Raw genomic sequence first — 25,153 nt, 5'->3', positions numbered from 1 at the left:
TGGAGATCATCATGAAAGCCGTTGCCCTGACCCGTTACCTGCCGATTGACGATCCGGAGTCCTTCATCGATACGGAGCTTCCCAAGCCTGTCGCCGAAGACCACGATATCCTGGTCGCGGTCAAGGCGATCGCGGTGAACCCGGTTGACACCAAGGTGCGGGCGCCAAAGGACCAGCCGTTGGACGGCCCGCGTGTCCTGGGTTGGGATGCCAGCGGCGTGGTTGAGGCGGTCGGCCCCAGTGTCACGCTCTTCAAGGCCGGCGACGAAGTCTACTACGCGGGCGACATCACCCGCCCCGGCAGCAACGCGGAGTTCCAGTTGGTCGATGAGCGCATCGTCGGAAAGAAACCGCAGTCGCTCAGCCATGCGGAAGCCGCCGCCCTTCCGCTCACCGCGATTACTGCCTATGAGGCCTTTTTCGACCGCCTTGGCATTGACCGTGACGGCGCGGACAAAGGCCAGTCTATCCTTCTGGTCGGCGGCGCAGGCGGTGTGGGCTCGATCGGAATTCAATTGGCGAAGCGCGCCGGATTGGCCGTGATTGCCACCGCCTCCCGTCCCGAGACCATTGCCTGGGTCAAGGAGCTGGGCGCGGACCATGTGGTCAATCATCGCGAGCCCATGGTCGAACAGGTCCATGCTCTGGGTTTTCAGCACGTCGATCACATTGCGATCTTCAACGATATGCGGCACTGGGAGGAAGCGGTCGAGTTGATCCGGCCCCAGGGCGGCATTGTCTCCATCGACGACACGGACTTGCCCATGCCCATGGCCGGCATGAAGATGAAGGCGGCGAGCCTGCATTGGGAATTCATGTTCGCCCGGGCCATGCACCAGACCCCCGACATGATCGAGCAGCATCATCTGCTCAATCATGTGGCTGCGGAAATCGACGCCGGGCATATCCGCACGACGGTCGCTGAAGTTCTGAAACCGATCAACGCCGAGAACCTGCGCAAGGCCCACGCCCTGATCGAAGCAGGCACGGCCAAAGGCAAGATTGTCGTCGAGGGCTTTTAGGCCGTGGACTTGCTCTCCTGCCTCAGATCGTAGCGACCAGGAGGGTTTGACGTTCGAATGAGATCAGGTTTCTGACTCGACGGAAAGATCACGCTGACAATCCTGACGCAGGATTTGCCGCAGAGTATCTATGCGCACCGGCTTTGCGATCGGGCTGATCTTCAAATGCTTGGAGTGGCCCATCGCAAGCTTGTCCGCCATCATGGCGTAACGCGGGTTGTAGCCCGTGGCCAGAACAACATGCACGGGGCGTTCCTTGGACGACAGCCAGCGGATAATCTCGATGCCATCCATGTTGGGCATCACCAGATCCAGAACGATCAGGGTCGGATTGAAGGCATCGTAGCGCTCCTGGAAGTCCCGCGAGTCTTGAATGGTTTCAACGATGTAGTCTTCCTGCTCGGCAACCTTGCGCACGTATTCGCAAAACTCCGGTTCGTCGTCGAGGACGAGTAATCGCTGTTGCATTACCTAATCTCCCCAATCCCTCGCCTTGTCTTCGGGCATCTCCTGCGTGAGGACTTCGCGCATCTTCAGCGCCAGGTCCTTTTTGCGGAAAGGCTTCTGCAAAAGAACCGCATCACGGTCCAGGCGGCCATGATGGATAATGGCGTTCTCGGTATAGCCGGACATATAAAGCACGCGCATGGCCGGCCACCTCTCCTTCACCGCCTCCGCCAGCTGCCGTCCGTTCATGCCACCCGGTAAGACCGCATCGCTCAACAAAACCTCAAAGGCTTCGCCGCCCTCCAAAATCTCCAGAGCCGCGCGGCCCGTATCCGCCGTCACCACCGCGTAACCCAGGTCTTCCAGCAGGTCGCGGGTCAGTTCGCGCACCAACTGCTCATCCTCCACCACAAGGACCCGTTGACCACGGCCTGCGCTGTCGCCCGGCCGATGGGATTGAACGACATTCGGCTCATCCTGCCCGATCGCCCGCGGAAGGTAGATCTTGATGGTCGTGCCTTCGCCTTCCTCGCTATAAACGGATATATGTCCCCCGGACTGTTTGACAAACCCGTACACCATACTGAGACCAAGCCCGCTGCCCTGACCGATCTCCTTGGTTGTAAAGAACGGCTCGAAAATACGCGCTTTGACATCGGGCGGCATTCCGCAACCGGTATCTGTGACCGCCAGCATCACGTACTGACCCGGACTTAATTCGACCTGTGCTGCCGCATACTCATCATCCAGATGGGCATTGGCCGTCTCGATCGTGAGCCTGCCACCGCTTTGCATGGAATCCCGCGCGTTGATGGCCAGATTCAAGACGGCGTTTTCGACCTGGGAAGGATCCACCTCGCAGCGCCACAACCCGGCGGCGCGCACGAATTCGAGTTCGTGCTGCTCGCCCAGTGCGCCGCGCAGCAGTTCCTCGATGCCATTGACCAGGGCATTGATGTTGGTGGGCGTCGGCATGAGCGGCTGTTGGCGCGAAAAAGCCAGGAGGCGCTGCGTCAGCAGGGCCCCGCGTTCCGCCGCCCTGATCGCCTTGAAGGTAAGTTTGCTGCACTCGGGAAGTTCGTCGAGATGGTCGGTCAAGAGGTCCAGATTTCCGAGCACGACCGCCAGGATGTTGTTGAAGTCGTGGGCAATGCCGCCGGTCAGTTGGCCGACTGCTTCCATCTTCTGCGCCTGGCGGAGCTGTTCCTCGCGGGCAACCAGATCGGTGACGTCGATGTTGCCCGCCAGGGTATAGCCCTCAGCCGTGCGGATCCGGCTACTGTCGGTCCAATGAATGGAGCCGTCGAGCCAGCGGTACCTGACCCGGAAATGCGCCCCCTGCTCATCGGTCCCGAGCGCCCGGAAACTCTGCAAACGCTCCTCGATCCATTCCTGCTCGCGTCCGACCATCTCCTCGACCGCGCCGGATGCCATGATTTCCTTCAGCAAATCTTCGTAGCGATCGCCCAGTCCGATGTTCCAGCCGGCACCCTTCGCAAACTTCTTGAAGGTATCGTTCCGGTAGATCATCACTTCGTCAGGGTCGTAGAGCGCGAAGTTTACGTTCAGCATTTCCAGGGCCTTGACGAAGAAATCCTGAACCCGCTCCCGCTCCTTTATGGCGTCGAGTTCTTTGGTAATATCGTTCGCGCTGCCGCGGTAGCCGATGAAGGTGCCCGCAACGTCGAACAAGGGAAGTCCGCTGAGCGCAGCATGATGGACCTTGCCGTCCGCACTGCCTTTATACTGGCAGCGCAGGTCCCGGAAAGCCGCGTGCGCCTCGATCAACCCCCGGCACTCCCGCCAGAAACGATCCTGGCCATCGGGATCGTTTACACTCCAGGGGGTCTTGCCGATCATTTGCTCGATTTGGATACCGCCGACGACCTCAGCCCGATCGGAGAGGTAGGACATCTTGAAGTCCGCGTCCAACTCCCAGAACCAGTCCGATGAAGCCGAGACGATATCGCGAAATCTTTGCTCGCTCTCCTCCTGCGCCTCCTCGGCACGCTTGCGCTCGTCGATATCGACCATCAGGGCGTAGAATCCCCTGACAACCCGGTTTTCAGGCTCGGCTTTGCCCGCTTGGGCAGAGGGCACAGCCTCGAAGTCAGGCGCGAACTTCACCGAAACCCAAGATCGCCGGCCATCTTTCAGGATGATCTTGTTTTCAAACTGCACGGCAACGCCGGTCAGGACTTGCTCCATCATCGGTCTCGCAAACCCAAAAACCTCGGAGTCCAGGAACTCTTCGGGTCTTTTGCCGATGATAGCGTCGGCATCGATGCCGACCAGATCGACATACTGCTGATTGACGAAGCGATAGCGGAGGTCCGTGTCGATGTAGGCAATCATCGCCGGAACGTTGTCGATAACCTGCTGCAACACGTCTTCGCGATTTCGAAGGATGCTTTCAGCCAAGTCATGATTATTTGGATCGGTGATGAGGTAATCCCCTCCCCAAGACACAATAACGAACAGATTCTAGCAAAACACACACACCGCAGAAAGCCGCAATCAGTGCCATTTACTTAGAGTTGTTGGGCATAAAGTACAGCGATACATAGCCTTTCCACACACAACCGGTGACATGACATACAATCGGGAGTTATAAACTCTTCGCAAAGCGTAAATTCCAGGATCGAAAAGCTTCAAAACAGGAAGCAAAAACAGGGGGCGGAGAACAGGCTTCGTCCCGGCCCTCTCCGCTCACGCGAACACACCGACACAACCGTAAGGATAATATACGGCAAGATCAACGATCCTTGGGAGTGTTTGCGCAATTCAATCCCCGTGCGAACTCAGCTCCCCCATCCGCGCGGAAAGACAAGGAATGCCAGATGGCTGACAGGAAGCTTCAGAAATAATTTGACCAAATGGACAGGTTTCCTGGATGATTAACGAAACATGGAAATCGAGGGCTGCCTGCACCGGAGTGAAGAGCTTCCACGACAGCCGCTGTGCTCCGCGAGAGGCGCCCTTCAAGAGAATTTCCAGCCTTGCGTTGAATAGGGTCACCTGGCGGCCGAAAACGTGATGGAATTTGCGCCGCCCCCGCGGAGACGTCGCGGACAAGGGGTAACCGGCACGAAGCCTCCGGCAGGTGAACGATCCGGCGCAAGATCAAGCTGAACAAGAGGAGAGCACCAATGTCTGTTCTGATCCGTGGCGGTACTATCGTCACCGCCGATCGCACCTATCGCGGCGATGTTTACAGTGAAAACGGCACCATCAAGGCCATCGGTGAGAAACTCGACGTGCCCGCGGGTGCGGAAATCGTCGATGCGGGCGGCTGCTACGTCATGCCGGGCGGTATCGATCCGCACACCCACATGGAGCTGCCCTTCATGGGAACCGTGGCCTCGGAGGATTTCTTCACGGGCACGACGGCGGGCGCCGCAGGCGGCACCACCATGATCATCGACTTCGTGATCCCCTCGCCCCAGCAAAACATCATGGAGGCCTATAAGACCTGGCGCGGCTGGTCGGAAAAGGCCGCGACCGATTACTCCTTCCATGTCGCCATCACCTGGTGGGACGAGAGCGTGCACAAGGATATGGGCACCCTGGTCGCTGAGCATGGGGTCAATTCCTTCAAGCACTTCATGGCCTACAAAGGCGCGATAATGGCCGAGGACGAGGTGCTGGTGAATTCCTTCACCCGGGCCCGCGAGCTGGGCGCGATCTGTACGGTCCACGCCGAGAACGGCGAGCTGGTTTTCCATCTGCAGCAGGAGCTGCTGAAAAAAGGCATCACCGGTCCCGAGGGCCATCCCCTTTCCCGCCCGCCGGAAGTCGAAGGCGAGGCCGCGAACCGGGCAATCCGGGTGGCGCAGGTGCTCGATGTGCCGCTCTACGTGGTCCATAACTCCTGCATCGAATCCCTGGAAGCCATCACGCGCGCACGGCAGGAAGGCCAGCGGGTCTTCGGCGAGGTCCTTGCCGGTCACCTGCTCGTCGACGACAGCGTCTACCGTCATCCGGACTGGGATTTCGCAGCGGCCCATGTCATGAGCCCGCCCTTCCGGTCCAAGAAGCATCAGGACGCCCTCTGGCGCGGCCTGCAGTCCGGCAACCTGCAGACCACGGCGACCGATCACTGCTGCTTCTGCGCCCCGCAAAAGGCCGCCGGCCGGGACGACTTCACAATCATCCCGAACGGCACCGCGGGCATCGAAGACCGCATGGGCGTCCTCTGGCATCACGGCGTGAACAGCGGCAAGCTGACCATGAACGAGTTCGTGGCCGCGACCTCGTCCAATGCCGCCAAGATCTTCAACATCTATCCGCGCAAGGGCTCGATCACCGTCGGTGCCGACGCGGACGTGATTGTGTGGGATCCGAAGAAGAGCCGCACCATCTCGGCCAAGACCCATCACCAGAACATCGACTTCAACATCTTCGAAGGCATGACGGTCACCGGTGCCAACACCATGACCATGAGCCAGGGCAAGATCGTCTATCAGGACGGCGAAGTCCGCACGGAGCGCGGGGTCGGACGCTACATCGACCGGCCGCCTTTCGCGTCCTACTACGACGCCCTGAAGATCAAGCACGAGCGCGAGCAGCCCGTGCCGGTCGAACGGCCCCAAGCCGCCGAGTAGTTGGCTTCAAAAAACTCGGACCGAACTCCAGAACGACAAGCCCCGCCAATTGTGGCGGGGTTTGTTTTATTGTGCCAAAAGCGGTCTCGTTAAAAGGATCACGCCAACTCTACTTTACGGAACCGGGCAGCAGGAGCTTCGGCAGCCAGAGCACGATTTCGGGCAGCAGAATAATCGTGAGCAGGATCGCCAGCATAGGCAGCAGAATGATCACCACGTCGCGCAACACCTGCACGACATTGAGACCTGCGATCGACGAGGAGATCAAGAGACAGAGGCCGTAGGGCGGCGTCACCAGTCCGAAGGCCAGCGACACAATGCCGATGATCGCGAAGGCCACCGGATGAATCTCCGCCGCGGTCGCGACCGGAAAGAGAACCGTGCCCAGGATGATGATGGTGGGGATCGCATCGATAAAGAGACCGAAGAGCAGAAAGAGTGCGGCGATCACCAGTGCGGTGCCGAACTGGCCGAACTCGAGGCTCGTCATCAGGCCGACGATCAGTCTGGGTACGTTGTAGAAAGACAGCATCCACCCGAAAGCCGAGGCCGTTCCGATCGCAAAGAGCGAGATCGAGGCAAAACGCCCGGTGTCATAGAGCACGCCGACCAGTTCGCGGGGCGAGATGGTCCGGTAGACGAAAAAGCCCAGAACGAAGGAATAGAACGCCGCGACGATGGCACTTTCCGTCGGGGTCACGATACCGCCGACAATGCCGCCGATCACAAAGACCGGGGTCAGCAACGCGAGGCCCGCGCCTTTGAAGGCGAGCCAGAATGCGCCCAAGGTGGGCCGTCCGGCGGTCGGATAGTCGTAGATCCTGGCATAGGTATAGACGGTCGCCATGAGCGCCGCCGCGATCATCAATCCGGGGATCGCGCCCGCCAGAAACAGCGCACCGACCGAAATGGACATGACGCCGCCCCAGACCACCATGAGAATGCTGGGCGGAATGATCACCCCCATGACCGAGGAACAGGCCGTGATCGCCACGGCGAAGCGCGGATCGTAGCCCTGCTTGGTCATGGCCGGGATCAGGATCTTGCCGCAGCCCGCGGCGTCGGCGGTGGAGGAGCCGGAGATCCCAGCGAAGAGCATGGAGACCGCGACATTCACCTGCCCGAGGCCACCGGGCAGCCAGCCGGTCAAAACCCGCGCCAGCTCGATCAGCCGGTCGGTGATCTTGCCGGAATTCATCAGGTTGGCGGCCAACAGGAAGAAGGGCACCGCCAGCAGAATGAAGGAGTTATAGGACTGAAACATCCGGTCCATGATCAGGAACGGCGTGAGACGCAAGTCGAGGGCCACGACCGGAATGGTCGCGATGCCCAGGGCGAAGGCGACCGGCACGCGCGCAGCCACCAGCAACACAAATCCGCCGACCAGAATCAGGCAGGCCGTGCCGGTTGGGATAATCATTCCGCCACCCCGCGCGTTTGACGGAAGTCACAGACCGCTTCCCAGAGGCGGTAAAGCGCAAAGAGCGCCCAGCCGATCCCGGCAAGGGGCACGGTGATATAAATCACCAGCAGGTTAACCTGCATCATCACCGACTGCTGGATCGACCCGAACTTCGCGTAGCCGATGCCATAGTAGGCAAAGAGGACCGCAAAGAGGCTGACCATCGCGAGAACAAAACCACGCTGGATCAGCTTGCCGAGGCGGGTTCTCGCGTCGGGTACCACATGCACATCAAAGTGCGTGCCCTCCCAGACCGCGATCATGGAGCCCAGCATCACGATCCAGATGAAAATGAATTTCGCCAGTTCCTCGGTCCAGAGATAGACCGGGATCAGACCGGTGTAGCGGGCGATCACCTGCATCGCCACCGGCACGATCAGCGCCGCGATGAGAACGCCAACGGCGACCCGCAGGACCTGGCAAAAGGCTTCCAGAGCCCGTTTAATCATGACGACATCCAACGCTGGTTAGCTGAAGGAAGAAAAGTCCAGAGTCTGTGTTTCATGCGGAAAGAGAAACACGGCCTGGCGCTCAAGCCGACAAGGTTGAGAACCTGCAAAAGACGATCAAGGCTACCATAGCTTATGGGTTCTCAACCCGGAACCATCCGCAAAAAAAGTCTCCGCAGCCGGAGGGCCGCGGAGACCAGTGCGGTCAAGCAATTACTTTTCGCGGATCGCTTGAAGCAGATCTTCCGCGCCCAGCTCCTTGGCGTAGCTGTCCTGAACCGGGATCACAAGATCGAGCAGCTTCGCGCGCTCTGCGAAGGGATGCACCTGGATCTGCTTGGCAGCTTCCATCTGCTTCAGTTTCTCGCCATCCTGACGGGACTCCAGTTCGCGGCCATACTCACCCGCTTCCTTGCCGGCACGCAGAACCACCTCCTGCATTTCAGGGGAGAGCTTCGCGAAGGACTTGCCGCTGAAGAGGATCGGGCGCACGGTGATCGAATGCTGTGTCAGGGTCACATGCGGCGCGACCTCGAAGAACTTGTACTGCAGCAGGCTCGCGGATTCATTCTCCAGCCCATCGACGACACCGGTCTGAATGGCGTTGTAAACTTCGGAATAGGCAATGGCGGAAGGCGCCGCGGTCAGGGCCTCAAAGACACGGGCCTGGATCGGCGCGCCCATGACGCGCATCTTGTGACCCGCCAGCTCCTCCATGTTGGAGATCTGCTTGTTCGAAATCAGGTTGCGGGTACCGCCGCCTGCATAGCCGATCACCTTGATGTCGGCGCGCTCGAGAATCACATCTTCCAGAGGCTTCAACACGCCACTCGAGAGCACCGCGTTCCAGTGATCGAGGTCGCGGAAGACAAAGGGCATGTCCATCAAGGGAACCGAGGGCGCGAAGCGTGCCAGATTGGACGGCGCCGCGATGGCGTAGTCGATGGCGACACCCTGGTTCAGGAAATTGATGTAGTCCGGCTCGATGCCCAACTCGCTGTTGCCACGCAGATCAAACTCGATGTCCTTGCCCGAGTATTCATTCACCAGCTCGCCAAAGCGGATCAGGGTTTTGCTGTAGGCGTGCTCGTTATCGAACAGGCTGGCGCCCCGGAACGTCATATCGGCGGCCTGGACTGCCGTTGCCGAAATGGCCAGGGCTCCAGCGACTGCGGTGCCCTGAAGCAGTTTCTTCCCGCTGTTGAATAGGGTCATCTGTATCCTCCCAAATACCTGTGACGGCCGCGCCTACACGACTGTGGAGCGGTCTATTTTTCTGTCGATTGAACCTCGAGACAAACACGTCAATCAGCGTTCGTCAACAAATATGCCGACTAGTATGGTAACTTTTGCGGATATCCGGTATCTTTCAACGGCCTTGATGTTTTGCATACCGTTTTCCTGTGACGATGCCGGCCCTTTTGCCCGCGGGCGGGAGCATTTTCTGTTCGTCAGAGGTGTGATAATGTCGCAATCCGTTGCCTGATGTTTACAAGGCTTCGAAGGCTTAAAGGCAGTTTGGGGTGCCACATGAACGTCCAATACCCGGCCCGCACGGCGGAGCGGCGAACTTCCGCGGACGATGTTTTCGAGCGCCTGCGCTCGGACATCGTGAACCTGCGTCTGGCGCCGGGCACGAAGCTCTCCGAAGTGGAAGTGGCCAAGCACAGCGACGTGTCCCGTCAGCCGGTCCGCGAGGCCTTCATCCGCCTGAACAACATGAAGCTGCTGCAGGTCCGCCCCCAGAAAGCGACGCTGGTACGGAAGATTTCGGTCAAGGACATCCTCAACACCCGCTTCATCCGCACGGCGATTGAGGTCGAAGTTGTCCGCAAGGCCTGCGAAGCTGCGCAGCAGGAGGATCTTGCACGGATCGAAGGTAACCTCAAGGCACAGAAGCGGGCCGCGAATAAGCGCGACACGGACCTGTTCCACCGGCTCGATTACGAATTCCACCACTTGATTTGCATCGCGGCCAAAGTCGAATTCGCCTTCGCGGCCATCGAACAGAATAAGTCCCACGTAGACCGGCTTTGCATGCTGAGTCTCGCAAACAAAGACGGCATGCTGGAACTTTACCGCGATCACTCCGGGATCTTCGAAGCGCTCAAACAACGGGATGAAGACGCCATTGTCGCGGCGACGCGGTTACACCTCACCCGTCTGGACGAGACACTTGCGGACGCGCGCAGGAACCATCCCGATTTTTTTGACGACTGACGCTGGCTATGTCGCAGATTTTCCGGTTGGTTTGAGTCGGGGCTTTGTTCCGGAAGCAGTTATCCTGCAAGTGCCATGAAGTGTCTGCAGGCAGTAAATCCAACGACCAAGGTTTTACGATACCGCCGGCCATCCAGACTGTGTGACTCCTGTCAGGGTACCACAGTCACCCTGCCGATCATGTTCTGCACTTCCCAATGCGGCCCGCAGAGGTAGTCCTGCGGTCCGGGCAGCATAAAGGTGAACTCGATGTTTTCCCCAGCGAAGACACGGTCGGATTCCGGCTCCCCCGAGTTTTTGACCAGAACGCTGTGGCTGGTGCGTTTGTCGACATTGACCCAGCGCACTGTCGTGCCCACCGGCACGGTGATCCGGGCTGGGCAAAAATTGTACTTATACATGGTGACGACCGTGACCCCGGCTGCTTCCGCTGACGGATGCCCCATCAATTCAACATATCGCGCCTCAGCCTCGGAACAGATATCCGAGACTGTATCAGCCTCTGCTGAAGCGGAAACCGCAGCAAAGACCGTCAGAAAAGCTGCAGCAAAAAGGCGCGTAAACAAAGTCATGAGTGTCTCCTTGCATGGGGCGCACGGCGACCGCTGCGAAGCGGTCGCCGCCACAGACTACTGTTTGGTCACGTTGATGGTCGCCGCTGCGTCATCCAGTGCAAGACTGAGATCCAACGTCACATGGTGGAACCGCGCGTCGGCGTAGTCATCGTGGATCGCAAAGCCGACGGTGTAAATCCGGCCGGCCTCCAGCGGCACATCCCCGGCCGCACCTGAGTTCAGCGGGCGCGAGAATACGACCGTCCAGGTGCCGTCCGACAAGCTTGCCTCAGCGGCCATTTCATCGCCGTCATCGACACGCCGCTCCAGGATGTGGCCATTGCTGGCGCGACCATCCGCATAGACCCGCAGCAGATCAAGGAATGTGCCATCCGCCAGAAGCTGGTCTATCTCTTCAGCAGGTTTCAGTTTATCCCAACCGCCTTGCGCTTTGCCGCGCCGGCCTCTGATTTCGATATCGGTGCGGCTTTCCGCCAGATACTTGGTGATGACGTCCGGTGTTCCCAGCCGCTCAAACACTGCGGCATTCGCGGCCAATCCATCTGCATCCGGCTCGAAGGGCATGTAGCCGCTGTCGGCATGGCAGGCAGCCCAGCAGCCCACCGCAGGACCCATTTCTATGCCGACGCCGGTGATCATCATCGCCACCTTGATTTGGTTGTCCGGGTCCATCTTGCCCCCCTCAACAAATGGCGCGGGATGGTGGCCGGCATCTTGCCATTGCAGGCGCATATAGAGGTTTTCACCATCATGCGTGGCTTGAAGCCTGGTGCTGATTGTGCCGCGTTTGCCAGGGATTGGCGTGGGCTCTATCTCGCCGCCGGCGACGATCTTGTTGCCGATAGTGTCCAACTCAGCCGCGTGACAGGTCGAACAGGCATCACCGGCCTTGCTCAGCGGACGGGCACCGCCGTGGGTTCTACCATTCAGCACCCATTCGAAAGACGCCTGGCCGGGATAGAACAAGGTAATGTCAGTGCTCGCCACCGCGTCCCAATCGACATCAGCAGCTATACTGCCGGCTTGAGCGGCGGACGCGGCGGGCGATGCTTCTGCCCCGGAACCCGCGGCTTTGGCCTGATCCTCTGCACGCGCAGCCGCCACGGCGGCGGCGATACGTGCCCGGACAGCCTCTTGTGCCTGTTGCTCTGCAAGCTTTGCGGCGGCGGCCTCTTCGGCCTCTTTTTCGGTGATGTAGGCCAGGCTATCGAGGAACTCCTGCGGGATCTCGCGCACGAATTCGGGATTCGGCGCTTCCAGTTCTTCCAGATAATCGCCGTCGGCGCGATCACGCAAATCGGTATGGGCGACGCCTTTGTGGCAATCGATACAGGTCTGACCGACCTTCATTGCGTTCAAATGCTGCTGGCGTGCGCGTGGTTTTTGAAACTCGGGCATCATCGAATCAAAGCCGTGACAGTTGCGGCACTCGATGGAATCGGTGGCTTTCATGCGCTCCCATTCGTTCATTGCGAGATGCAGGCGCTTGGCTTCGAATTTTTCCTTTGTAGAGATCGATCCGGTAAACTTGCCCCAGAGCTCCCGGGAGGCTTTGACCTTGCGGATCATCTTGTGGGTCCAGTCCTTGGGGACGTGGCAATCCGAGCAGGTCGCCCCCACGCCCGAGCGGTTCACGTCATGGATGGTGCCTTTGTATTCCTGATACACGAAGTCGTTCATCTCATGGCACGAGACGCAGAATTTCTGGGTATTGGTCGCTTCCATGGCGGTGTTGAACCCGCCCCAGAAGATGATGCCGGCAGCAAAGGCCCCAACGATCCCTGCAAGCGGCATCCCCCAAAAGAAATAGCGCTGCCAGATTGGTTTTTTTGTTTTATTTTCACTGCTCTGGGTCATGTTCAGACTCCGTATCGATTCTGATCGGGCGATCCTGTTTGCAGGGTCTTTTTCAGAGGATTGCTGGTTAGGAGATGCAGATCAGGGGAGTCCTCGTGATCTTGATACCTCTCGGTCAAATCAATTCCGACACCACCAAAAGACGGAAGGGCGGCTGCTTGAACCGCTCTTCCGTTGAAGGTTTAAGTCACATTAGGTGACATGGTTCGAACGATTGTAGACGTTGAACTTGCCGGTCGGTGCGAACAGGCCTTTGATGCGGGCTTTTTCTTCAAGCGTTTCCGCGTCGTAGATCACGATTTCACCGTTGGCTTCCTTCGAATCGCTCCGGTTCCATTTCGACACCCAGACTTCGCTGCCATCGGCATTGAATTCGAAGTGAACGGCAACGCTGCCCTCGTCTTCGGTCACCTGGATCGTCTTGGCGATTTCATTGGTTTCCTTCGAGATCACCTGAACCGACTGCTGGATTTCCGGCTCCGGGTGCAGCGTCTGGTCAGCCCAGACATATTTGGAGTTCGGATGGGTCCGGATGAAGAGGCCAGGACCGTCGGTTTCAGTCTCGTAGCAGACCTTCCACGCATTGTCCGGATGACCTTCGGGGTCGTTACCCCAGACCGTCACAGTGCCTATGCCGAGGTGAGTCGTGCCTGCAACAGGCCCGCAGTTCGGGTCGTTCCAGTTGGCGCCCGGGCCGGGATGCGGCAGAGCAGGCGTGTCGATAATCGCTTCGAGCTTGCGCTCTTCGCTGTCGACAACGACCATCTGATTCGATGCGTTTGCGGCGATCTGGAAGTAGCGGCCTGTGGGATCAAAGAAGCCATCGTGCAGGAACCGTGCAGTGTCGATCTTGTCGATCCGCAGGTTGTCGATGTCCGAATAATCCACCTGCCACATCTGCCCCAGTTCCTTAACAGCAACCAGCCATGTGGGTTCGTTCGGAGTGGTGTAGATGGCGGCCACGCGGGCCTCTTCCACATAGTCCCCTTCGGTGTTCACGCCGCGGGTCGAGACGACCTTCAGCGGTTCCATGGTTACCGCGTCGGAGATCACAAAGTGCGGTGGCCAGTAAGCCCCACCGATGATGTATTTTCCATCACCGGAGACCGCTACGTCACGTGCGTCATAGGCGACTGTGACTTCGGAAACCAACATCTTGTCGGGCGTCTGCCAGAGGTCGATCTTGGTCATCTTGCCGTCGCGGCCCATCGTGTACCAGAAGCGGCCCGGATTCTCCGGCTCGTTCAGCTTGTGGTGCTCGGATGCCTTGATCACGTGCACGGCATAGCCGGTCGGGATGTGAACCAGAACCTCCTTGGTGTCGCCATCGATGATGGCAACCTTGCCCACGTCACGCTCGATCACGACAAAGAAGTTTTCCCAGTTGCGGCCATGCAATGGCTCGGTCGGGTAGTCGGCTTCTTCGACATAGACCTTGCGGGTTTTTTTCATTTGAGCCAGCGACATTTCCGGCGGTTGCGGCGGCTCCATCATGATGTAGGTCGCCATGTCCTTGATTTCTTGCTCCGTCAGGATGCCGTCAAAGTTGTTCATCCCACCTTCGGTCCCCAACGCGATGATTCTTTCAAGGCGTTCCTGACCCAGCTTCACCGTGCCCGTTTCGGTCACTGTGCCGTCTGCTGCGGTGACTTTGGAGAAGGGTTCCAGGTTCTTGCCGGTGGCACCAAGGCGCAGAACGCCGTGACAGCCAGCGCATTGTTCAAAGTAGAGCTGCTTCGAGCTCTCAAAGGCCTCCTCGGATAGCGTGGGCCCTTCTGCGAGGGCTGGGGCGGCTACGCTGCTCATCAGCATGGTCAAGCCGACTCCCATTGCGCGATTTGATTTACCGAATGCGGTTCCAGGTAACACGGTTCCCTCCATTTGCTCATTGGGTGGGTGGCATATGGGCCGCTTTATCAGTGCAAGTCCTTGACTTTCGTCAACCTGTCTGTGCCGTAAATCTCCTGGTTGGTTTGAGCCGGGGCTTTGTTGAGGGTGACGTCCTTCGGATAGTGAGCACCCCTGAAACGCGGCAGTGAGAAAACCTCAAAACGACTCTGAAAAGGCTGCATCTTAAAATCGCCGGCAAGCGGTCAACCCGACTCCGGAAAATCTCGCGACGCTGCGGGTCATCGAGGCTGTGCGGATCAGGTCAGGCTCTCGAATAACTTGACAGGTCTGGGGCACTACCATACCAGTTGGACCTGAATTGCATCTCTTGGCAAACAGCAACACCTGTAACAGTAACTCTGTCCAAATTGACTTGGGCGACAGTGGGAGGAAGTCTCGATGAACCTGAAGGGAAAAGTAGCGATCGTGACCGGCGGTGGCCGTGACATCGGCCGCGCCTGCGTGATGCGCCTGGCGGAAGAAGGCGTGAAGGTCGCCATCAACTACCACTCCAGCAGCGAAGGCGCGGCCTCGGCGGTGAAGGAAATCGAAGCTGCCGGCGGCGAAGCCTTCGCCCTGCAGGGCGACATGACGAACCCGGCCGATGTCGAAAAGCTCGTGAGCGTTACCCGCGCCAAGTTCGGCGAGGAGATCCACGTCCTGATGCATGTCACCGGCGGTCTGATCGCCCGCAAGCGCATCGAGGAAATGGACCTGGAGCATTACCAGCGGGTCATGGACCTGAACACCACCTCCCTCTTCCTGATCGTCAAGGCGGTCGAACCCTATATGCCGGAAGGCAGTGCGATCGTCCCCATGGCATCCCAGGCGGGCCGTGACGGCGGCGGGCCGGGGGCCGTGGCCTATGCCACCTCGAAAGGCGCGGTCATGACCATGACCCGGGGCCTGGCCAAGGAGTTCGGCCCGCGCATCCGCGTCAACGCCCTCTGCCCCGGCATGATCGACACCGACTTCCACAACATCTTCACCAAGCCGGAAGTCCGCACCCACGTGGCCAACGTCAGCCCGGTGAAGCGCGAGGGCACCTCCGAAGACACCGCCAACCTCGCCGTCTTCCTGGCCTCCGACCAGTCCGCCTTCATGACCGGCGCCTGTGTCGACATCAACGGCGGTATGCTGTTCTCCTAAGCCTCAGGAAGTCTTCTCTGCACCACTAAAAAAGCGCGCATTGACGGTACGTCGTCAGTGCGTGCTTTGCATTGGGCGAATAGTGGTTACTTCTCCAGCATGGCAACCACCGTGCCTCATGAGTTCGGCCGCGGAGAATGCTTCTCGCGATGGACCAACTCGGGCAGGAGCCATGTTTAACCAAGCTCAGGCCGTTGGGAATGAGCGGCAGCCGCTACTGCAGTTGGTTCAAGAGATACCAGTACTTCGGGTGAAGGTGAGACCGACCGTGATAAGCCATCATGGAACAGTAATGGACACTGGCTATTACCAGACCGTCCTCGTTGACCCCCTCGCGTTCGGCAAAAACCAAGATCGGCATACCACCACTAAAACGTCGTCCAGATAAATCACCGATACGGGTATTGGTGAGCGTTACAATGACAGACTTGTCCTCTACGCCTTTATAGGCCCAGAGCACTTTGAACTTGCCCATCCATTCCCGTTTATCCCGATCAACGCGCGGGCGTCCTTGCAGCGAGCCATAGAACACCAAGTCCGAATTGCGAATGTGTTCTTGTACACCAGGCTTACGGCAGCTCAGAGCTTCAGCCGTGCTGGCACCAAACACGACGACCAGTAAACAACTGCCAAATAGAAATAGGTCTCGCAACCTGCCTAAAATCATATCTGAAGTGCCCTATAATCTTCTCCGAGAAGCTCATTTGAAACTGCAGGAGCAGCGGCCAACAGAACAACGAAAGAGCTTAAAGCTCTCTGAAGATGGGGAAATTCAGTGCTCAGCCGGTCAATAGCTGAGGCGCCAACTGAAGCGAACCTACTGCCCAACTGGAGACCAAGCGTGATGAGCCATTGGGACGCCCGTCAACTACCATTCTTGCGTTTCCGCCCCGCGGCCTGGAGAGAGACCCACCAGATCGCGGCGGCGCCGATGAAGAAGTGTCCCAGGCTGGCGAAGAAAAGACAGATGAAGAGCATCGGCGAAATAGTCATGGCGAACTCCCTCGAAGGATCGGACGAGCCACCCGATGAAGACCTGCGCCCATCGGGCGGCGGTGAAGTTCAAAGGATCACAGAGCTGGCAGCAAGTCCTTGATGTCGCTCAAATCGCCGGGAGGCAGATGCGCCGTTCGCCGGCAAGAAGGATCTCGACCGGAACGTCATAGAGGCTGCTGAGCACCTCTCCCGTCAGGGTTTCGGCAACCGGGCCGTTCGCGAGCGTCCGGCCGTCCTTCATGGCCAGCGCGCGCGTGCCGCAGGCAAAGGCGTGATCGGGGTCATGGGTCGACATGACGATCCCCTTGCCGTCCGCCGCCAGACGGCGCACCTGCTCCAGCACCATCAACTGATTGCCGAAGTCCAGGCTCGCCGTCGGCTCGTCCAGCAGGATGAAGGGCGATTCCTGAGCCAGGGCACGGGCGATCAGAACCAGTTGCCGCTGCCCGCCGGAAAGCCGGGTGTAATCCCGCGTTGCCAGATCGGCGATCTCGAGCTGTTCCAGCGCCGCCAGCGCGGCTTCGTGATCCCCTTTGGAGGGCGCGGCGAAGAGGCCCCGGTGCGCGGTGCGTCCCATGAGAACCATGTCGTGGACGCTGTAGGGAAAGACCGGCGCATGGGCCTGGGGCACATAGGCCATCAGGCGGGCGAGCTCGGGACGGGCAAGGCTTTCCATGGCGCGGCCGCCGATCGCGATCCGGCCGCCGCGCGGCGGCAGCAGGCCCATCACCGTTTTAAAGAGGGTGGTCTTACCGCAACCGTTCGGCCCGAGCAGGCAAAGCACCTCCCCCGCCTCCAGATGGAGCGAGACATCCTGACCGACCGGAAAGCCCGGATAACCGAAGGCAAGATCGGAGACGTCGAGCTTCATGACCAGCCTCCCGTTCTGATGACCACTCGCGCCTTATTCATGACCAGCCGCCCGTCCTCATGACCAACCGCCTGTTCTCATGACCAACCCCGGCGTCCCGACGCCAGCAGCCAGATGAAGACCGGCGCGCCGATAAAGGCGGTCAGCACCCCGAGCGGGGTCTCGGTCGTGGTCAGGTTGCGGGCGATCATATCGATCAGAAGCATGTAGCCCGCGCCGATCAGCATCGCGGTGGGCAAGAGACGGGTAAAATCCGGACCGACCAAAAGCCGCGCAATATGCGGGATCACCAGACCGACCCATCCGACCACGCCCGCGATGGAGACCACGGCGGCGGTCATGAGGGTCGCAGCCATCACCAGGATCAGCCGCAGCCTACGCGGATTGATGCCGAGCGCCGAAGCCTCTTCATCGCCCAGGGACATGACATTCATGCGCCAGCGCAACAGCAGGATCGGCAGCAGTCCGATGAGCACGGCGGGCAGGCTGCCCCAGACATCCTGCGGGCGGATCGCGGCCAGGCTGCCGAGCAGCCAGAAGGTGATCGCCGGGAGTTGATCGTAGGGATCGGCCAGGATCTTCAACAGCGAGAGACAGGCTCCGGCCAGCGCGCCCATGACGACGCCCGACAGCACCAGAACCAGGGTCGGCTCGTAGCTGCGCACCATGGTCGCGACCAGATAGACCAGGCCGACGGTCCCCAGTCCGGCAACGAAAGCGAGCCCCTGGATCGCGAAGACCGGCAGCGAGAAAAAGATACCGAAGGCCGCGCCCAGCCCCGCGCCGGCGGACACGCCCAGGATATCCGGCGAGACCAGGGGGTTCCGGAACAGCCCCTGGTACACGGCGCCGGCCCCCGCCAGGGCGGCCCCGGTCAGCAAGGCGGCGGCCACCCGGGGAATCCTGACCCCGAAGAGGATCGTATCGATGGTCCCCGGACCGCCCTCGGCGGCGCTCTGCAGGCCAACATAACGGGCGACGGCCTGCAGAAGATCGCCCAAAGAGGCCTGATAGGGACCGGTCATCACGGCGGCAACGGCAAGCGCCAGCACCGCCGCGGCGAGCAGCCAGAGCTGAAAGGCGAGACGGCCCGTCACGGTCGGCCCTGAGACCACTCGATCAGCCGCTCCAGATCCTCATCGCTCAAGTCGACGTGGTAGAAGAGCTCATAGAAGCGGCGGGTTTCGGCCCTGAGGTCGAACTGAAAGCGCTCGGGAAAGAAGAGACCCGAGAGCCAGCGCAGGCCGATGATCCGGTTGACCGAAGGCGGCCGGTCGACCCAGCCGAAGGGCGCTGTGGGACTGAGATAAACCCGTTTACGTTTTACGGCGTCGATACCAGACCAGAACGGGTCCTGCCAGACAGCATCGTAGAAGCGCCGGTCCCAGGTGATGATGCTGTCCGGGTTCGCGGCGATAATCTGCTCGATCGAGGCATTCACGATCCCGCGCCGGATCGAGGCGTCGCCCGGATCAGCGACATTAACCCCACCGGCGCGCTCGATGATTTCCGTGTTGATCGATCCCTTCAAGCCGGTCTCCAGGCCCGCCGGACCGCGCGCCAGATAGCTGCGCGGGCGTGCGTCTTGCGGAACCGCCGCCAGTCCGCTTTCGATCTCTTCGAACAGCGCTTCCACATATCCCGCCAGCTCTTCGCCACGCGCCTCGACGCCCAGGACCTCGGCAAGCAGCCGCAGCGCAGCCGGGGTATTCTCAAAGCGGCCGTCGATCAGGATGTAGGGAATACCGGTCTGGGCCTGAATGTCGTTCGCCAGCGAAACATAGGTGTCCTTGATCGAGCCGAAATCCACGATCAGGTCCGGCTTCGCCGCCAGCAGGCGTTCCAGGTTCGCGGTATTGCCCCGGCCGGTCAGGCGTCCGGTTTCAGGCAGGTCGCGATAGGCTTCGGCGATGTAAGGGCGCTCATAATCGCGCGGCGCCCTCGGCCAGCCGGTCAATTTGTCGGGCGCAACGATGTACAGCAAAATGGAGGCCGGCGGGCCCGCCGCATAGACCCGGCTGATGTTATCCGGCACCTCGACCTGACGTCCCGCAGAGTCCGTGACCGTGCGGGCGGAAGCCGCCGGCGCGAGCATCAGGGTCATGACAATCAGGGCGGCGATCCGGGCTAACACAAAGCGTCTCCGTAGCTTTTCGAAACTCAGGTTGGGAACTCCTAGTATCCCGAATCTGAAATTCACGTCATTGAATTTCAGATTCGGGATACTACCTCATTGGATCTAGTGTGATTCAGTCTCTAAAATTCGTCGCATACTATGCGACGAACTTCAGAAACATCACACTAGTCCGACCCGGGCCGGACCGTTTCAAAACCATACCCGTCCAGGATCTTCTGTCCAACCGCGGAGAGAATAAAATCCGCGAGCGACGCAGCGCCCTCCGGCGCACCCGAGATAACGGTCAGGCCATAATCCGCGCCGACCGAAAGGGCGCCAGGCAGCGTGACGATCTGCAGTCTTTCGAGTTCACGCTGCGCCAGGACCGCGTTGGTGCAGTAAGTCAGGAAAATGTCCGCCTGCTTGCGTTCCATCACCCAGGCGTATTGATTGCGGCCCTCCGGTGCTCTGGCCGTGGTCTTGCCACCGGTCAGTTGAAGGGATTTCGCCTTGAGTTTCTCCGCCGCGCCGGGCCGCAGACTCTCGGCTTTGTCGAACAGCTCGAAAGCATAATCGCCAGAGGGATCCGCCTTGGGTGTCGAGGTCCCGAGCTTGATCTCCGTGCTGAGCATGGTATCGAGCAGATGGTCGCTCTCGAGCTTCAACCCGGGCTGCGCCAGGGCGCAGAGTTTATTGCGGGCAAAGAGCTTCACCGTGCCGGATTTACCCGCCTCGAACAGCTTGGCCGGATGCTTCATATTGGCCGACGCGAAGACGTGATATCCGCCGCTCGCCTCGATCTTTTCACGCATCAGGCCGGAGGGGCCGAAGGTCGTCTCGACCCTTGTCCCACTCTCCGCCTCGTAAGCCCGGGCGACTTCGCCGAGGGCGGCTTTCAAGCTGCCCGCGGCAATGAGTTTCAGTTCTGTAGCGCCCGCCGGGTTCATGGCCGCCAGTCCCATGACCGCAGCAAGAAACATCCTCTTTCCGAGGCCACGCATTCTGCTCTCCCCATATTGATTTTCCGGAGTCTCATTGGAGATCTCTCTCCTGTGAGACTCCCAAAGATATTCGGGAAAAACAACAGATTTTGCGTAATATCACATAATAACGCAGAAAAACGATCAAACCTGCGCGCGTTTTGCGAGGTCGGCCATGGCGGTGAAGTAAGGACCCGGACCGTGGCTGATACGCGCCACACCGAGCGCCGCCATCTCGTCGCTTGAGGGGGCGCCCTCCTTCATCATGCAGTTGACCGGCAGGGAAACCGCTTCGCAGACACTGCGGATCAGCGCCGGATCGGTCAGACCGGGAACAAAAAAGCCGCTCGCGCCCGCTTCGGCATAGGCTGCCGCGCGCGCTGTCGCCTCGGCCACGAGGCTCTCGTGTTTGCCGGCGTCCTTCTCCTTCAGGAAAAGGTCCGTACGGGCATTGATGAAAAGCGGTACGCCGGTGGCTTCGGCGGCTTGGCGCGCTGCAGCGATCCTGGCGGACTGAGCGTCGATGGAATGCAGCCCTTCGCCGCCGACAATCTGGTCCTCGAAATTGATCCCGATCGCGCCGGCCTCGATCACGCGGGTGACGTTGGCGGCAACCTCATCCGGCGCCTCGGCGTAGCAGCCTTCGAAGTCGACGGTCAGCGGCAGCTCGACGGTTTCGGCGATACGTCCGGCGATCTGCAGCAGGAACGCCATTGGGATCTTCTCTCCATCGGGATAGCCCTGCGCCGCCGCGACCGACCAGCTTCCGGTCGCGACCGCTTTGGCTCCCGCCTTGGCCATCACCTTGGCGCCGCCTGCATCCCAGATATTGTAAAGCACGAGCGGCTGTCCGGGGACGTGCAGCTTGGCGAAATCGAGGGCTTTCCGGGCTTGTGACATAATCTTCTCCTCGTAAGGTCGATGTGGATTTGGCGGCTGGATAAGGCACCATTGAAGTAGCAGCGAGGGCGCCGGGGCGCCAGACGGTGCGTGATTATGAGGTCCGAAAGAAGCCAGTTCACGCCTTTCAGTTGCGTATCGAATTCCGGGTTTTACAACTCAAATTGATCTGCAAGCTGCAATCTGTCATGAATTCATAATGCAACTTACGGCTTTCACTGACTACTCTCTCCGGGCCTTGATCTACCTTGCCGTGAGCGACGGCAGACAGGTCAGTTCGAGGGAGATCGCCGAGAGCTATGGCATCTCGGTTCATCACGTTGCCAAGGTCTGCAAGTGGCTTGTCAACGAGGGTTATGCGACCGCCACGCGCGGCAAAGGCGGCGGCCTGCGGCTGGCTATTGCACCGGAGAAAATCAAAATCGGCGAGGTGGTCCGGCGGGCCGAGCGCGGCACCGGACTGGTTGAGTGCATGCGCGGTAGAGATGGAAGCTGCGCCATAGAGAGCGCCTGCGGCCTGATCGCCGTCTTAAACGACGCTCATCGTGCCTTCTTCGAGACGCTCGACCGCTACAGTCTCGCCGACGCCACCGCCAACAAGCGCGGCATTGCCAAGCTCTTGCGGCAACCCGAACTCGAGAGCTGAGAGTCGGATCCGGCGCTCGTGGGGGCTTTTCCGGCGATGTTGTCCCGGCCGCTTCCCGCGGTCCTCACAGATCACATTCCCGCGAGGGGGTCCTTTTTCCCGAGAACTCCCGGCCCATATGCACGTCGTTGGGGCCCGCCAAAGCCTCCTAACACAATGAAATGCTGTAGAAAACGGAGTGCTCAAACCGATGCCCAAGTTCCTGACGCCCACGGCAAGCCCCGCCGCCGTTCTGCCCATTCTGAGATGGAGCATCGCGATCTTCATGCTGGTCTGGTCCATCGACAAACTCATCATGCCGGAGGACTTTATCGGCCTCTTCCAGCACTTCTACGGAGCCTCCTTTGGCGTCACGACGATCCTGGCCATCGGCGCGGTGCAGACGGCCCTGATTCTCGCCTTCGCGCTCGGCCTCTACCGGACGATCACCTACGGCCTGATGCTGCTGATGAACGCCATCACGGTCGTTGTATCTCTGCCGCAGATCCTCGACCCCTACGGCGGCGGCAGCAATCAGCTCTTCTTTGCGTCCGTGCCGGTTCTGGCGGCGTGTCTGGTTCTTTTCCTGTTGCGCGAGCAGGACACGAAGCTGGTCCTCAAACGCTGACCCTTCATGACGGATTGACATGGCCCTGCCCTCCGTGACTTCAATGTCGCTGTGCAGCAGGAGCAGGGTCATGACAATATTGAATAGAGCGGCGCGCGACGTATCGGTGGAGATAAGTCCTGAGGCCATTGCCGGCTTCCGGAGCGACGGCGTGGTTGCGTTGCGCAAGGTCTTTGCGCCGGAGTGGATTGAAGGTCTGCGCTCCGGGATCAAGGCCGACCTGGAGCAACCGAGCCCCAATCTGACCAACCACTGCAAGGAACCGGACGCACCCGCTTATTGGGAAGACTTCTGGTGCTGGTCCCATGTTCCGGCCTTCGAGGACTTCGTCCGCAGCTCGCCCTGTGCTGCGATCGCCGCGCAGCTGTTGGGTGCGAAACGGATCAATCTGGTGATGGACAACTGGTTCCTGCGCGAGGCCGGCAGCAGCTCACGCCCGCCCTTTCACCACGACATCTCTTACTTCGATTTTGCCGGTTCCATGTGCGTGCTCTGGCTACCCCTGGAACCGGTCTCCAAGGAGAACGGTATCTCCTTCGTGCGGGGCTCCCATCTCTGGGGCAAACACTTCCTGCGGGTGCGCTTCGACGACGGACATCAGACGGGTGACGCAGCCCAGACCGTGAGGGGCGTGCGCTATGACCTGCCGCCGGATATCGAGGGCGACCCCGGCGCATATGACCTGGTGCAGTTCGATCTGGAGTTGGGCGACTGCATCTTTTTCGACATGCGCACCCTGCACGGCAGCCTCTCCACCACAACGCCCAGCGAGACGGTCCAGCGTTATACCCTGCGCATGACGGCGGAAGACGGAGAGATCCGCTACCGCGGCGACTGGGCCAAGGAAGAACGCGCCTTGTTCGAGGCGGCGGGCTACGGCGACGGTGACGCCATCGCGGGCGATTTCTTTCCGCAGCTCTGGCCTTAAACCGGCGCCCTCACACCTATACGCCTCGTCAGCACGGCACGCCGGATGCTCGCCGGTCTCGATCCGGTTTTCTCGCGTAAGGGTTGATCGAGATCAATGCCTATAGCCCCGGAGAGATCACACTGAACTACCCCTCATTCGGCAGTCAGGAAACTTTCCATGCAGCGTACGATTTCAGTCTTTTTCGCCGGTCTTGCTCTTCTCACTCTTTTCGCTGTTCCGGTGTCAGCGGCATCCGACGGAAACAAATCCACCGGCCTCTTTATCAACCTCACTACCGACGACACCTGGTCAGCAGCAAAAGCTATCTTTTTCGCCCATGAGAAGGCCCTGAAGAACGGCCACAAGCCTGTGGCAATCTGGCTGAACGTTCGCGCCGTCTATCTTGCCGACAAGAAACGGCCCTCTCACCTGCACGGTCTGATGCGGGATCAGAATAAGTCGATACAAGACATGCTGTCGGCCTTCATGAAGGACGGCGGACAGGTCATTATGTGCGGCACCTGCTCACAGGCGGCGGGCCTGACCAAGGACGACTACATCGACGGCGTTCAAATGGGCAACTGGGAGTTGGTCGAGGGTTTGCTCTTCGATCAAAACATCAAGACGCTCGCCTGGTAACGGCCTGCCCCGGCAACCCGGTGCGCTCACGCCGCGCCGGATTGACCATAAAAAAATCGGAAAACCCGTTTTAATTCCTCTAGTTGGATCAGATTCACAAGCACGATGCATCGCCTTCGGCGATTCCATCTGAACTTGACCTGATCTAGCGCCGCCCCGTCTCTAGCGCCGCCCCGTCTGCGCCCGAACCAGCGCCGCCGCGGCATCGCCGGCAGCTTCCACATAGGCCGGGTCCCGATGGATCAGCATGGTGGAAAACGCACCGTCCATGAGCAGAACAATGTGGCGCGCGAGCTGGGCCGCGTTGTCCGCGCTTTCCGCGGCTATCGCCTCAGCCAGCCAGACCTCGAACCTGTGCTTGTGCGCGGCGCCGACCTGAACCGCGGGATGCCCCGGCATGTTGGCCAGCTCGGCAGCGGTGCGCAGAAAGCCACAGCCCTTCCACCTCGGATGGCGGGCCGACTTGGCCAGATTCCGGAACAGCGCCTCGATCTTTGCCGCAAGGCCGCCCTCGGCTTCCTCAAACCACTTCGCGAAGAGTTTCAGATTGGGCTGGTCGCGCGATTCCAGATAGGCGGTGATCAACTCGTCCTTGCTCTTGAAATGGTAATAGAGCGTGCGTTTGGTCACACCCGCTTTTTCCGCAATCGCATCCACACTGACCGCGCGGATACCCTCCGCGTAGAAGAGACGGTTTGCAGCATCCAGTATCCGGTCGCGTGTGCTCTTGGAGTCTCGTGGCATGGCATCGAAAGTATACTGACTAGTGAGTATACTCAAGCGAAAGATCACCCTAAGTTCGGCACAGGAATT

General features: G+C 59.8%; 24 protein-coding genes. 8 read left to right on the top strand and 16 right to left on the bottom strand.

Annotated features, from left to right (window positions below; all coding sequences use genetic code 11):
• Positions 1-11 precede the first annotated feature (11 nt).
• The gene (locus FKG95_RS20005; RefSeq protein WP_142898183.1) at positions 12-1,022 is read left to right on the top strand and encodes a zinc-binding alcohol dehydrogenase family protein; all 1,011 of its coding nucleotides are present in this window, start codon (positions 12-14) and stop codon (positions 1,020-1,022) included.
• A gap of 63 nt (positions 1,023-1,085) precedes the next feature.
• Here the strand turns inward: FKG95_RS20005 and FKG95_RS20000 are convergent, their stop codons facing one another.
• Both FKG95_RS20000 and FKG95_RS19995 read right to left on the bottom strand, forming a co-directional pair.
• A complete protein-coding gene (locus FKG95_RS20000) occupies positions 1,086-1,490 on the bottom strand; it encodes a response regulator (protein WP_142898182.1) in 405 nt (134 codons plus the stop codon).
• Between the two features lie 3 nt (positions 1,491-1,493).
• Positions 1,494-3,890, bottom strand: a complete 2,397-nt coding sequence (locus FKG95_RS19995) for a PAS domain-containing hybrid sensor histidine kinase/response regulator (protein ID WP_142898181.1) — start codon at positions 3,888-3,890, stop codon at positions 1,494-1,496.
• 728 nt (positions 3,891-4,618) lie between these two features.
• Between FKG95_RS19995 and hydA the strand changes: the two genes are divergently transcribed.
• Entirely contained in the window at positions 4,619-6,073 is a 1,455-nt protein-coding gene (gene hydA, locus FKG95_RS19990; protein ID WP_142898180.1) for a dihydropyrimidinase, read from the top strand.
• A 109-nt stretch (positions 6,074-6,182) separates the two neighbouring features.
• On the opposite strand, the gene FKG95_RS19985 is transcribed toward hydA, so the two are convergent.
• From FKG95_RS19985 to FKG95_RS19975, 3 genes are all read right to left on the bottom strand, one after another.
• On the bottom strand, positions 6,183-7,493 hold the full coding sequence (locus tag FKG95_RS19985; RefSeq protein ID WP_142898179.1) for a TRAP transporter large permease: 1,311 nt from the start codon (positions 7,491-7,493) through the stop codon (positions 6,183-6,185).
• Positions 7,490-7,984, bottom strand: a complete 495-nt coding sequence (locus FKG95_RS19980; protein ID WP_142898178.1) for a TRAP transporter small permease — start codon at positions 7,982-7,984, stop codon at positions 7,490-7,492. Before FKG95_RS19980 ends, FKG95_RS19985 begins: the two co-directional genes overlap by 4 nt.
• A gap of 213 nt (positions 7,985-8,197) precedes the next feature.
• Positions 8,198-9,199 carry a TRAP transporter substrate-binding protein gene (locus FKG95_RS19975; RefSeq protein ID WP_142898177.1) on the bottom strand — a complete coding sequence of 334 codons (1,002 nt, stop codon included), beginning with the start codon at positions 9,197-9,199 and terminating at the stop codon, positions 8,198-8,200.
• A gap of 315 nt (positions 9,200-9,514) precedes the next feature.
• On the opposite strand from FKG95_RS19975, the gene FKG95_RS19970 reads away from it, so the two are divergent.
• On the top strand, positions 9,515-10,204 hold the full coding sequence (locus FKG95_RS19970; protein WP_142898176.1) for a GntR family transcriptional regulator: 690 nt from the start codon (positions 9,515-9,517) through the stop codon (positions 10,202-10,204).
• 152 nt (positions 10,205-10,356) lie between these two features.
• On the opposite strand, the gene FKG95_RS19965 is transcribed toward FKG95_RS19970, so the two are convergent.
• The 3 genes from FKG95_RS19965 to FKG95_RS19955 form a co-directional block, all read right to left on the bottom strand.
• Positions 10,357-10,776, bottom strand: a complete 420-nt coding sequence (locus tag FKG95_RS19965) for a cupredoxin domain-containing protein (RefSeq protein WP_142898175.1) — start codon at positions 10,774-10,776, stop codon at positions 10,357-10,359.
• Positions 10,777-10,833: 57 nt separating this feature from the next.
• Entirely contained in the window at positions 10,834-12,636 is a 1,803-nt protein-coding gene (locus FKG95_RS19960) for a NapC/NirT family cytochrome c (RefSeq protein ID WP_142898174.1), read from the bottom strand.
• Between the two features lie 192 nt (positions 12,637-12,828).
• Positions 12,829-14,448, bottom strand: a complete 1,620-nt coding sequence (locus FKG95_RS19955; RefSeq protein WP_142898173.1) for a cytochrome D1 domain-containing protein — start codon at positions 14,446-14,448, stop codon at positions 12,829-12,831.
• 477 nt (positions 14,449-14,925) lie between these two features.
• Between FKG95_RS19955 and FKG95_RS19950 the strand changes: the two genes are divergently transcribed.
• Positions 14,926-15,675 (top strand): SDR family NAD(P)-dependent oxidoreductase, encoded by a 750-nt coding sequence (locus FKG95_RS19950; protein ID WP_142898172.1) that lies wholly within the window; start codon positions 14,926-14,928, stop codon positions 15,673-15,675.
• 214 nt (positions 15,676-15,889) lie between these two features.
• Here FKG95_RS19950 and FKG95_RS19945 read toward each other — a convergent pair whose 3' ends face one another.
• From FKG95_RS19945 to FKG95_RS19920, 7 genes are all read right to left on the bottom strand, one after another.
• Positions 15,890-16,342, bottom strand: coding sequence for a hypothetical protein (locus FKG95_RS19945; RefSeq protein WP_142898171.1), 453 nt, complete (start codon positions 16,340-16,342; stop codon positions 15,890-15,892).
• A 197-nt stretch (positions 16,343-16,539) separates the two neighbouring features.
• Positions 16,540-16,668 carry a hypothetical protein gene (locus tag FKG95_RS30365; protein WP_281281485.1) on the bottom strand — a complete coding sequence of 43 codons (129 nt, stop codon included), beginning with the start codon at positions 16,666-16,668 and terminating at the stop codon, positions 16,540-16,542.
• Between the two features lie 109 nt (positions 16,669-16,777).
• Positions 16,778-17,542 carry an ABC transporter ATP-binding protein gene (locus FKG95_RS19940; protein ID WP_142898170.1) on the bottom strand — a complete coding sequence of 255 codons (765 nt, stop codon included), beginning with the start codon at positions 17,540-17,542 and terminating at the stop codon, positions 16,778-16,780.
• A 77-nt stretch (positions 17,543-17,619) separates the two neighbouring features.
• Entirely contained in the window at positions 17,620-18,639 is a 1,020-nt protein-coding gene (locus tag FKG95_RS19935; RefSeq protein ID WP_246116834.1) for a FecCD family ABC transporter permease, read from the bottom strand.
• A complete protein-coding gene (locus FKG95_RS19930) occupies positions 18,636-19,676 on the bottom strand; it encodes an iron ABC transporter substrate-binding protein (RefSeq protein ID WP_246116833.1) in 1,041 nt (346 codons plus the stop codon). Before FKG95_RS19930 ends, FKG95_RS19935 begins: the two co-directional genes overlap by 4 nt.
• Positions 19,677-19,843: 167 nt before the next feature.
• Entirely contained in the window at positions 19,844-20,659 is an 816-nt protein-coding gene (locus tag FKG95_RS19925) for a molybdate ABC transporter substrate-binding protein (protein WP_246116832.1), read from the bottom strand.
• A 123-nt stretch (positions 20,660-20,782) separates the two neighbouring features.
• Positions 20,783-21,538, bottom strand: coding sequence for an isocitrate lyase/PEP mutase family protein (locus FKG95_RS19920; RefSeq protein ID WP_142898169.1), 756 nt, complete (start codon positions 21,536-21,538; stop codon positions 20,783-20,785).
• Positions 21,539-21,737: 199 nt separating this feature from the next.
• Between FKG95_RS19920 and FKG95_RS19915 the strand changes: the two genes are divergently transcribed.
• The 4 genes from FKG95_RS19915 (at position 21,738) to FKG95_RS19900 (ending at position 24,340) form a co-directional block, all read left to right on the top strand.
• Positions 21,738-22,184: an Rrf2 family transcriptional regulator gene (locus FKG95_RS19915; RefSeq protein WP_142898168.1), complete on the top strand. Its 447-nt coding sequence runs from the start codon at positions 21,738-21,740 to the stop codon at positions 22,182-22,184.
• Between the two features lie 178 nt (positions 22,185-22,362).
• Positions 22,363-22,791: a hypothetical protein gene (locus FKG95_RS19910; RefSeq protein WP_218940274.1), complete on the top strand. Its 429-nt coding sequence runs from the start codon at positions 22,363-22,365 to the stop codon at positions 22,789-22,791.
• A 70-nt stretch (positions 22,792-22,861) separates the two neighbouring features.
• A complete protein-coding gene (locus FKG95_RS19905) occupies positions 22,862-23,719 on the top strand; it encodes a phytanoyl-CoA dioxygenase family protein (protein ID WP_142898167.1) in 858 nt (285 codons plus the stop codon).
• A gap of 159 nt (positions 23,720-23,878) precedes the next feature.
• Positions 23,879-24,340, top strand: a complete 462-nt coding sequence (locus FKG95_RS19900; protein ID WP_142898166.1) for a DsrE family protein — start codon at positions 23,879-23,881, stop codon at positions 24,338-24,340.
• Between the two features lie 162 nt (positions 24,341-24,502).
• Here the strand turns inward: FKG95_RS19900 and FKG95_RS19895 are convergent, their stop codons facing one another.
• A complete protein-coding gene (locus FKG95_RS19895) occupies positions 24,503-25,120 on the bottom strand; it encodes a TetR/AcrR family transcriptional regulator (protein WP_246116831.1) in 618 nt (205 codons plus the stop codon).
• Positions 25,121-25,153 lie beyond the last annotated feature (33 nt).

Source organism: Denitrobaculum tricleocarpae, from assembly GCF_007004665.1.
Taxonomy (GTDB): Bacteria; Pseudomonadota; Alphaproteobacteria; order Kiloniellales; family Kiloniellaceae; genus Denitrobaculum; species Denitrobaculum tricleocarpae.
The sequence above is the reverse complement of the archived record's forward strand: the minus strand, read 5'-3'. Positions and strand labels throughout refer to the sequence as shown.

Excerpts from the sequence above, each read along its gene's own strand:
- FKG95_RS20000 (WP_142898182.1), bottom strand. The coding sequence starts at position 1,490 with ATGCAACAGCGATTACTCGTCCTCGACGACGAACCGGAGTTTTGCGAA.
- FKG95_RS19945 (WP_142898171.1), bottom strand. The coding sequence starts at position 16,342 with ATGATTTTAGGCAGGTTGCGAGACCTATTTCTATTTGGCAGTTGTTTA.
- FKG95_RS19940 (WP_142898170.1), bottom strand. The coding sequence starts at position 17,542 with ATGAAGCTCGACGTCTCCGATCTTGCCTTCGGTTATCCGGGCTTTCCG.
- FKG95_RS19975 (WP_142898177.1), bottom strand. The coding sequence starts at position 9,199 with ATGACCCTATTCAACAGCGGGAAGAAACTGCTTCAGGGCACCGCAGTC.
- FKG95_RS19920 (WP_142898169.1), bottom strand. The coding sequence starts at position 21,538 with ATGTCACAAGCCCGGAAAGCCCTCGATTTCGCCAAGCTGCACGTCCCC.
- FKG95_RS20005 (WP_142898183.1), top strand. The coding sequence starts at position 12 with ATGAAAGCCGTTGCCCTGACCCGTTACCTGCCGATTGACGATCCGGAG.
- FKG95_RS19900 (WP_142898166.1), top strand. The coding sequence starts at position 23,879 with ATGCAGCGTACGATTTCAGTCTTTTTCGCCGGTCTTGCTCTTCTCACT.
- FKG95_RS19960 (WP_142898174.1), bottom strand. The coding sequence starts at position 12,636 with ATGACCCAGAGCAGTGAAAATAAAACAAAAAAACCAATCTGGCAGCGC.
- FKG95_RS19970 (WP_142898176.1), top strand. The coding sequence starts at position 9,515 with ATGAACGTCCAATACCCGGCCCGCACGGCGGAGCGGCGAACTTCCGCG.
- FKG95_RS19950 (WP_142898172.1), top strand. The coding sequence starts at position 14,926 with ATGAACCTGAAGGGAAAAGTAGCGATCGTGACCGGCGGTGGCCGTGAC.
- FKG95_RS19915 (WP_142898168.1), top strand. The coding sequence starts at position 21,738 with ATGCAACTTACGGCTTTCACTGACTACTCTCTCCGGGCCTTGATCTAC.
- hydA (WP_142898180.1), top strand. The coding sequence starts at position 4,619 with ATGTCTGTTCTGATCCGTGGCGGTACTATCGTCACCGCCGATCGCACC.
- FKG95_RS19905 (WP_142898167.1), top strand. The coding sequence starts at position 22,862 with ATGACAATATTGAATAGAGCGGCGCGCGACGTATCGGTGGAGATAAGT.
- FKG95_RS30365 (WP_281281485.1), bottom strand. The coding sequence starts at position 16,668 with ATGACTATTTCGCCGATGCTCTTCATCTGTCTTTTCTTCGCCAGCCTG.
- FKG95_RS19965 (WP_142898175.1), bottom strand. The coding sequence starts at position 10,776 with ATGACTTTGTTTACGCGCCTTTTTGCTGCAGCTTTTCTGACGGTCTTT.
- FKG95_RS19955 (WP_142898173.1), bottom strand. The coding sequence starts at position 14,448 with ATGCTGATGAGCAGCGTAGCCGCCCCAGCCCTCGCAGAAGGGCCCACG.
- FKG95_RS19925 (WP_246116832.1), bottom strand. The coding sequence starts at position 20,659 with ATGCGTGGCCTCGGAAAGAGGATGTTTCTTGCTGCGGTCATGGGACTG.
- FKG95_RS19985 (WP_142898179.1), bottom strand. The coding sequence starts at position 7,493 with ATGATTATCCCAACCGGCACGGCCTGCCTGATTCTGGTCGGCGGATTT.
- FKG95_RS19980 (WP_142898178.1), bottom strand. The coding sequence starts at position 7,984 with ATGATTAAACGGGCTCTGGAAGCCTTTTGCCAGGTCCTGCGGGTCGCC.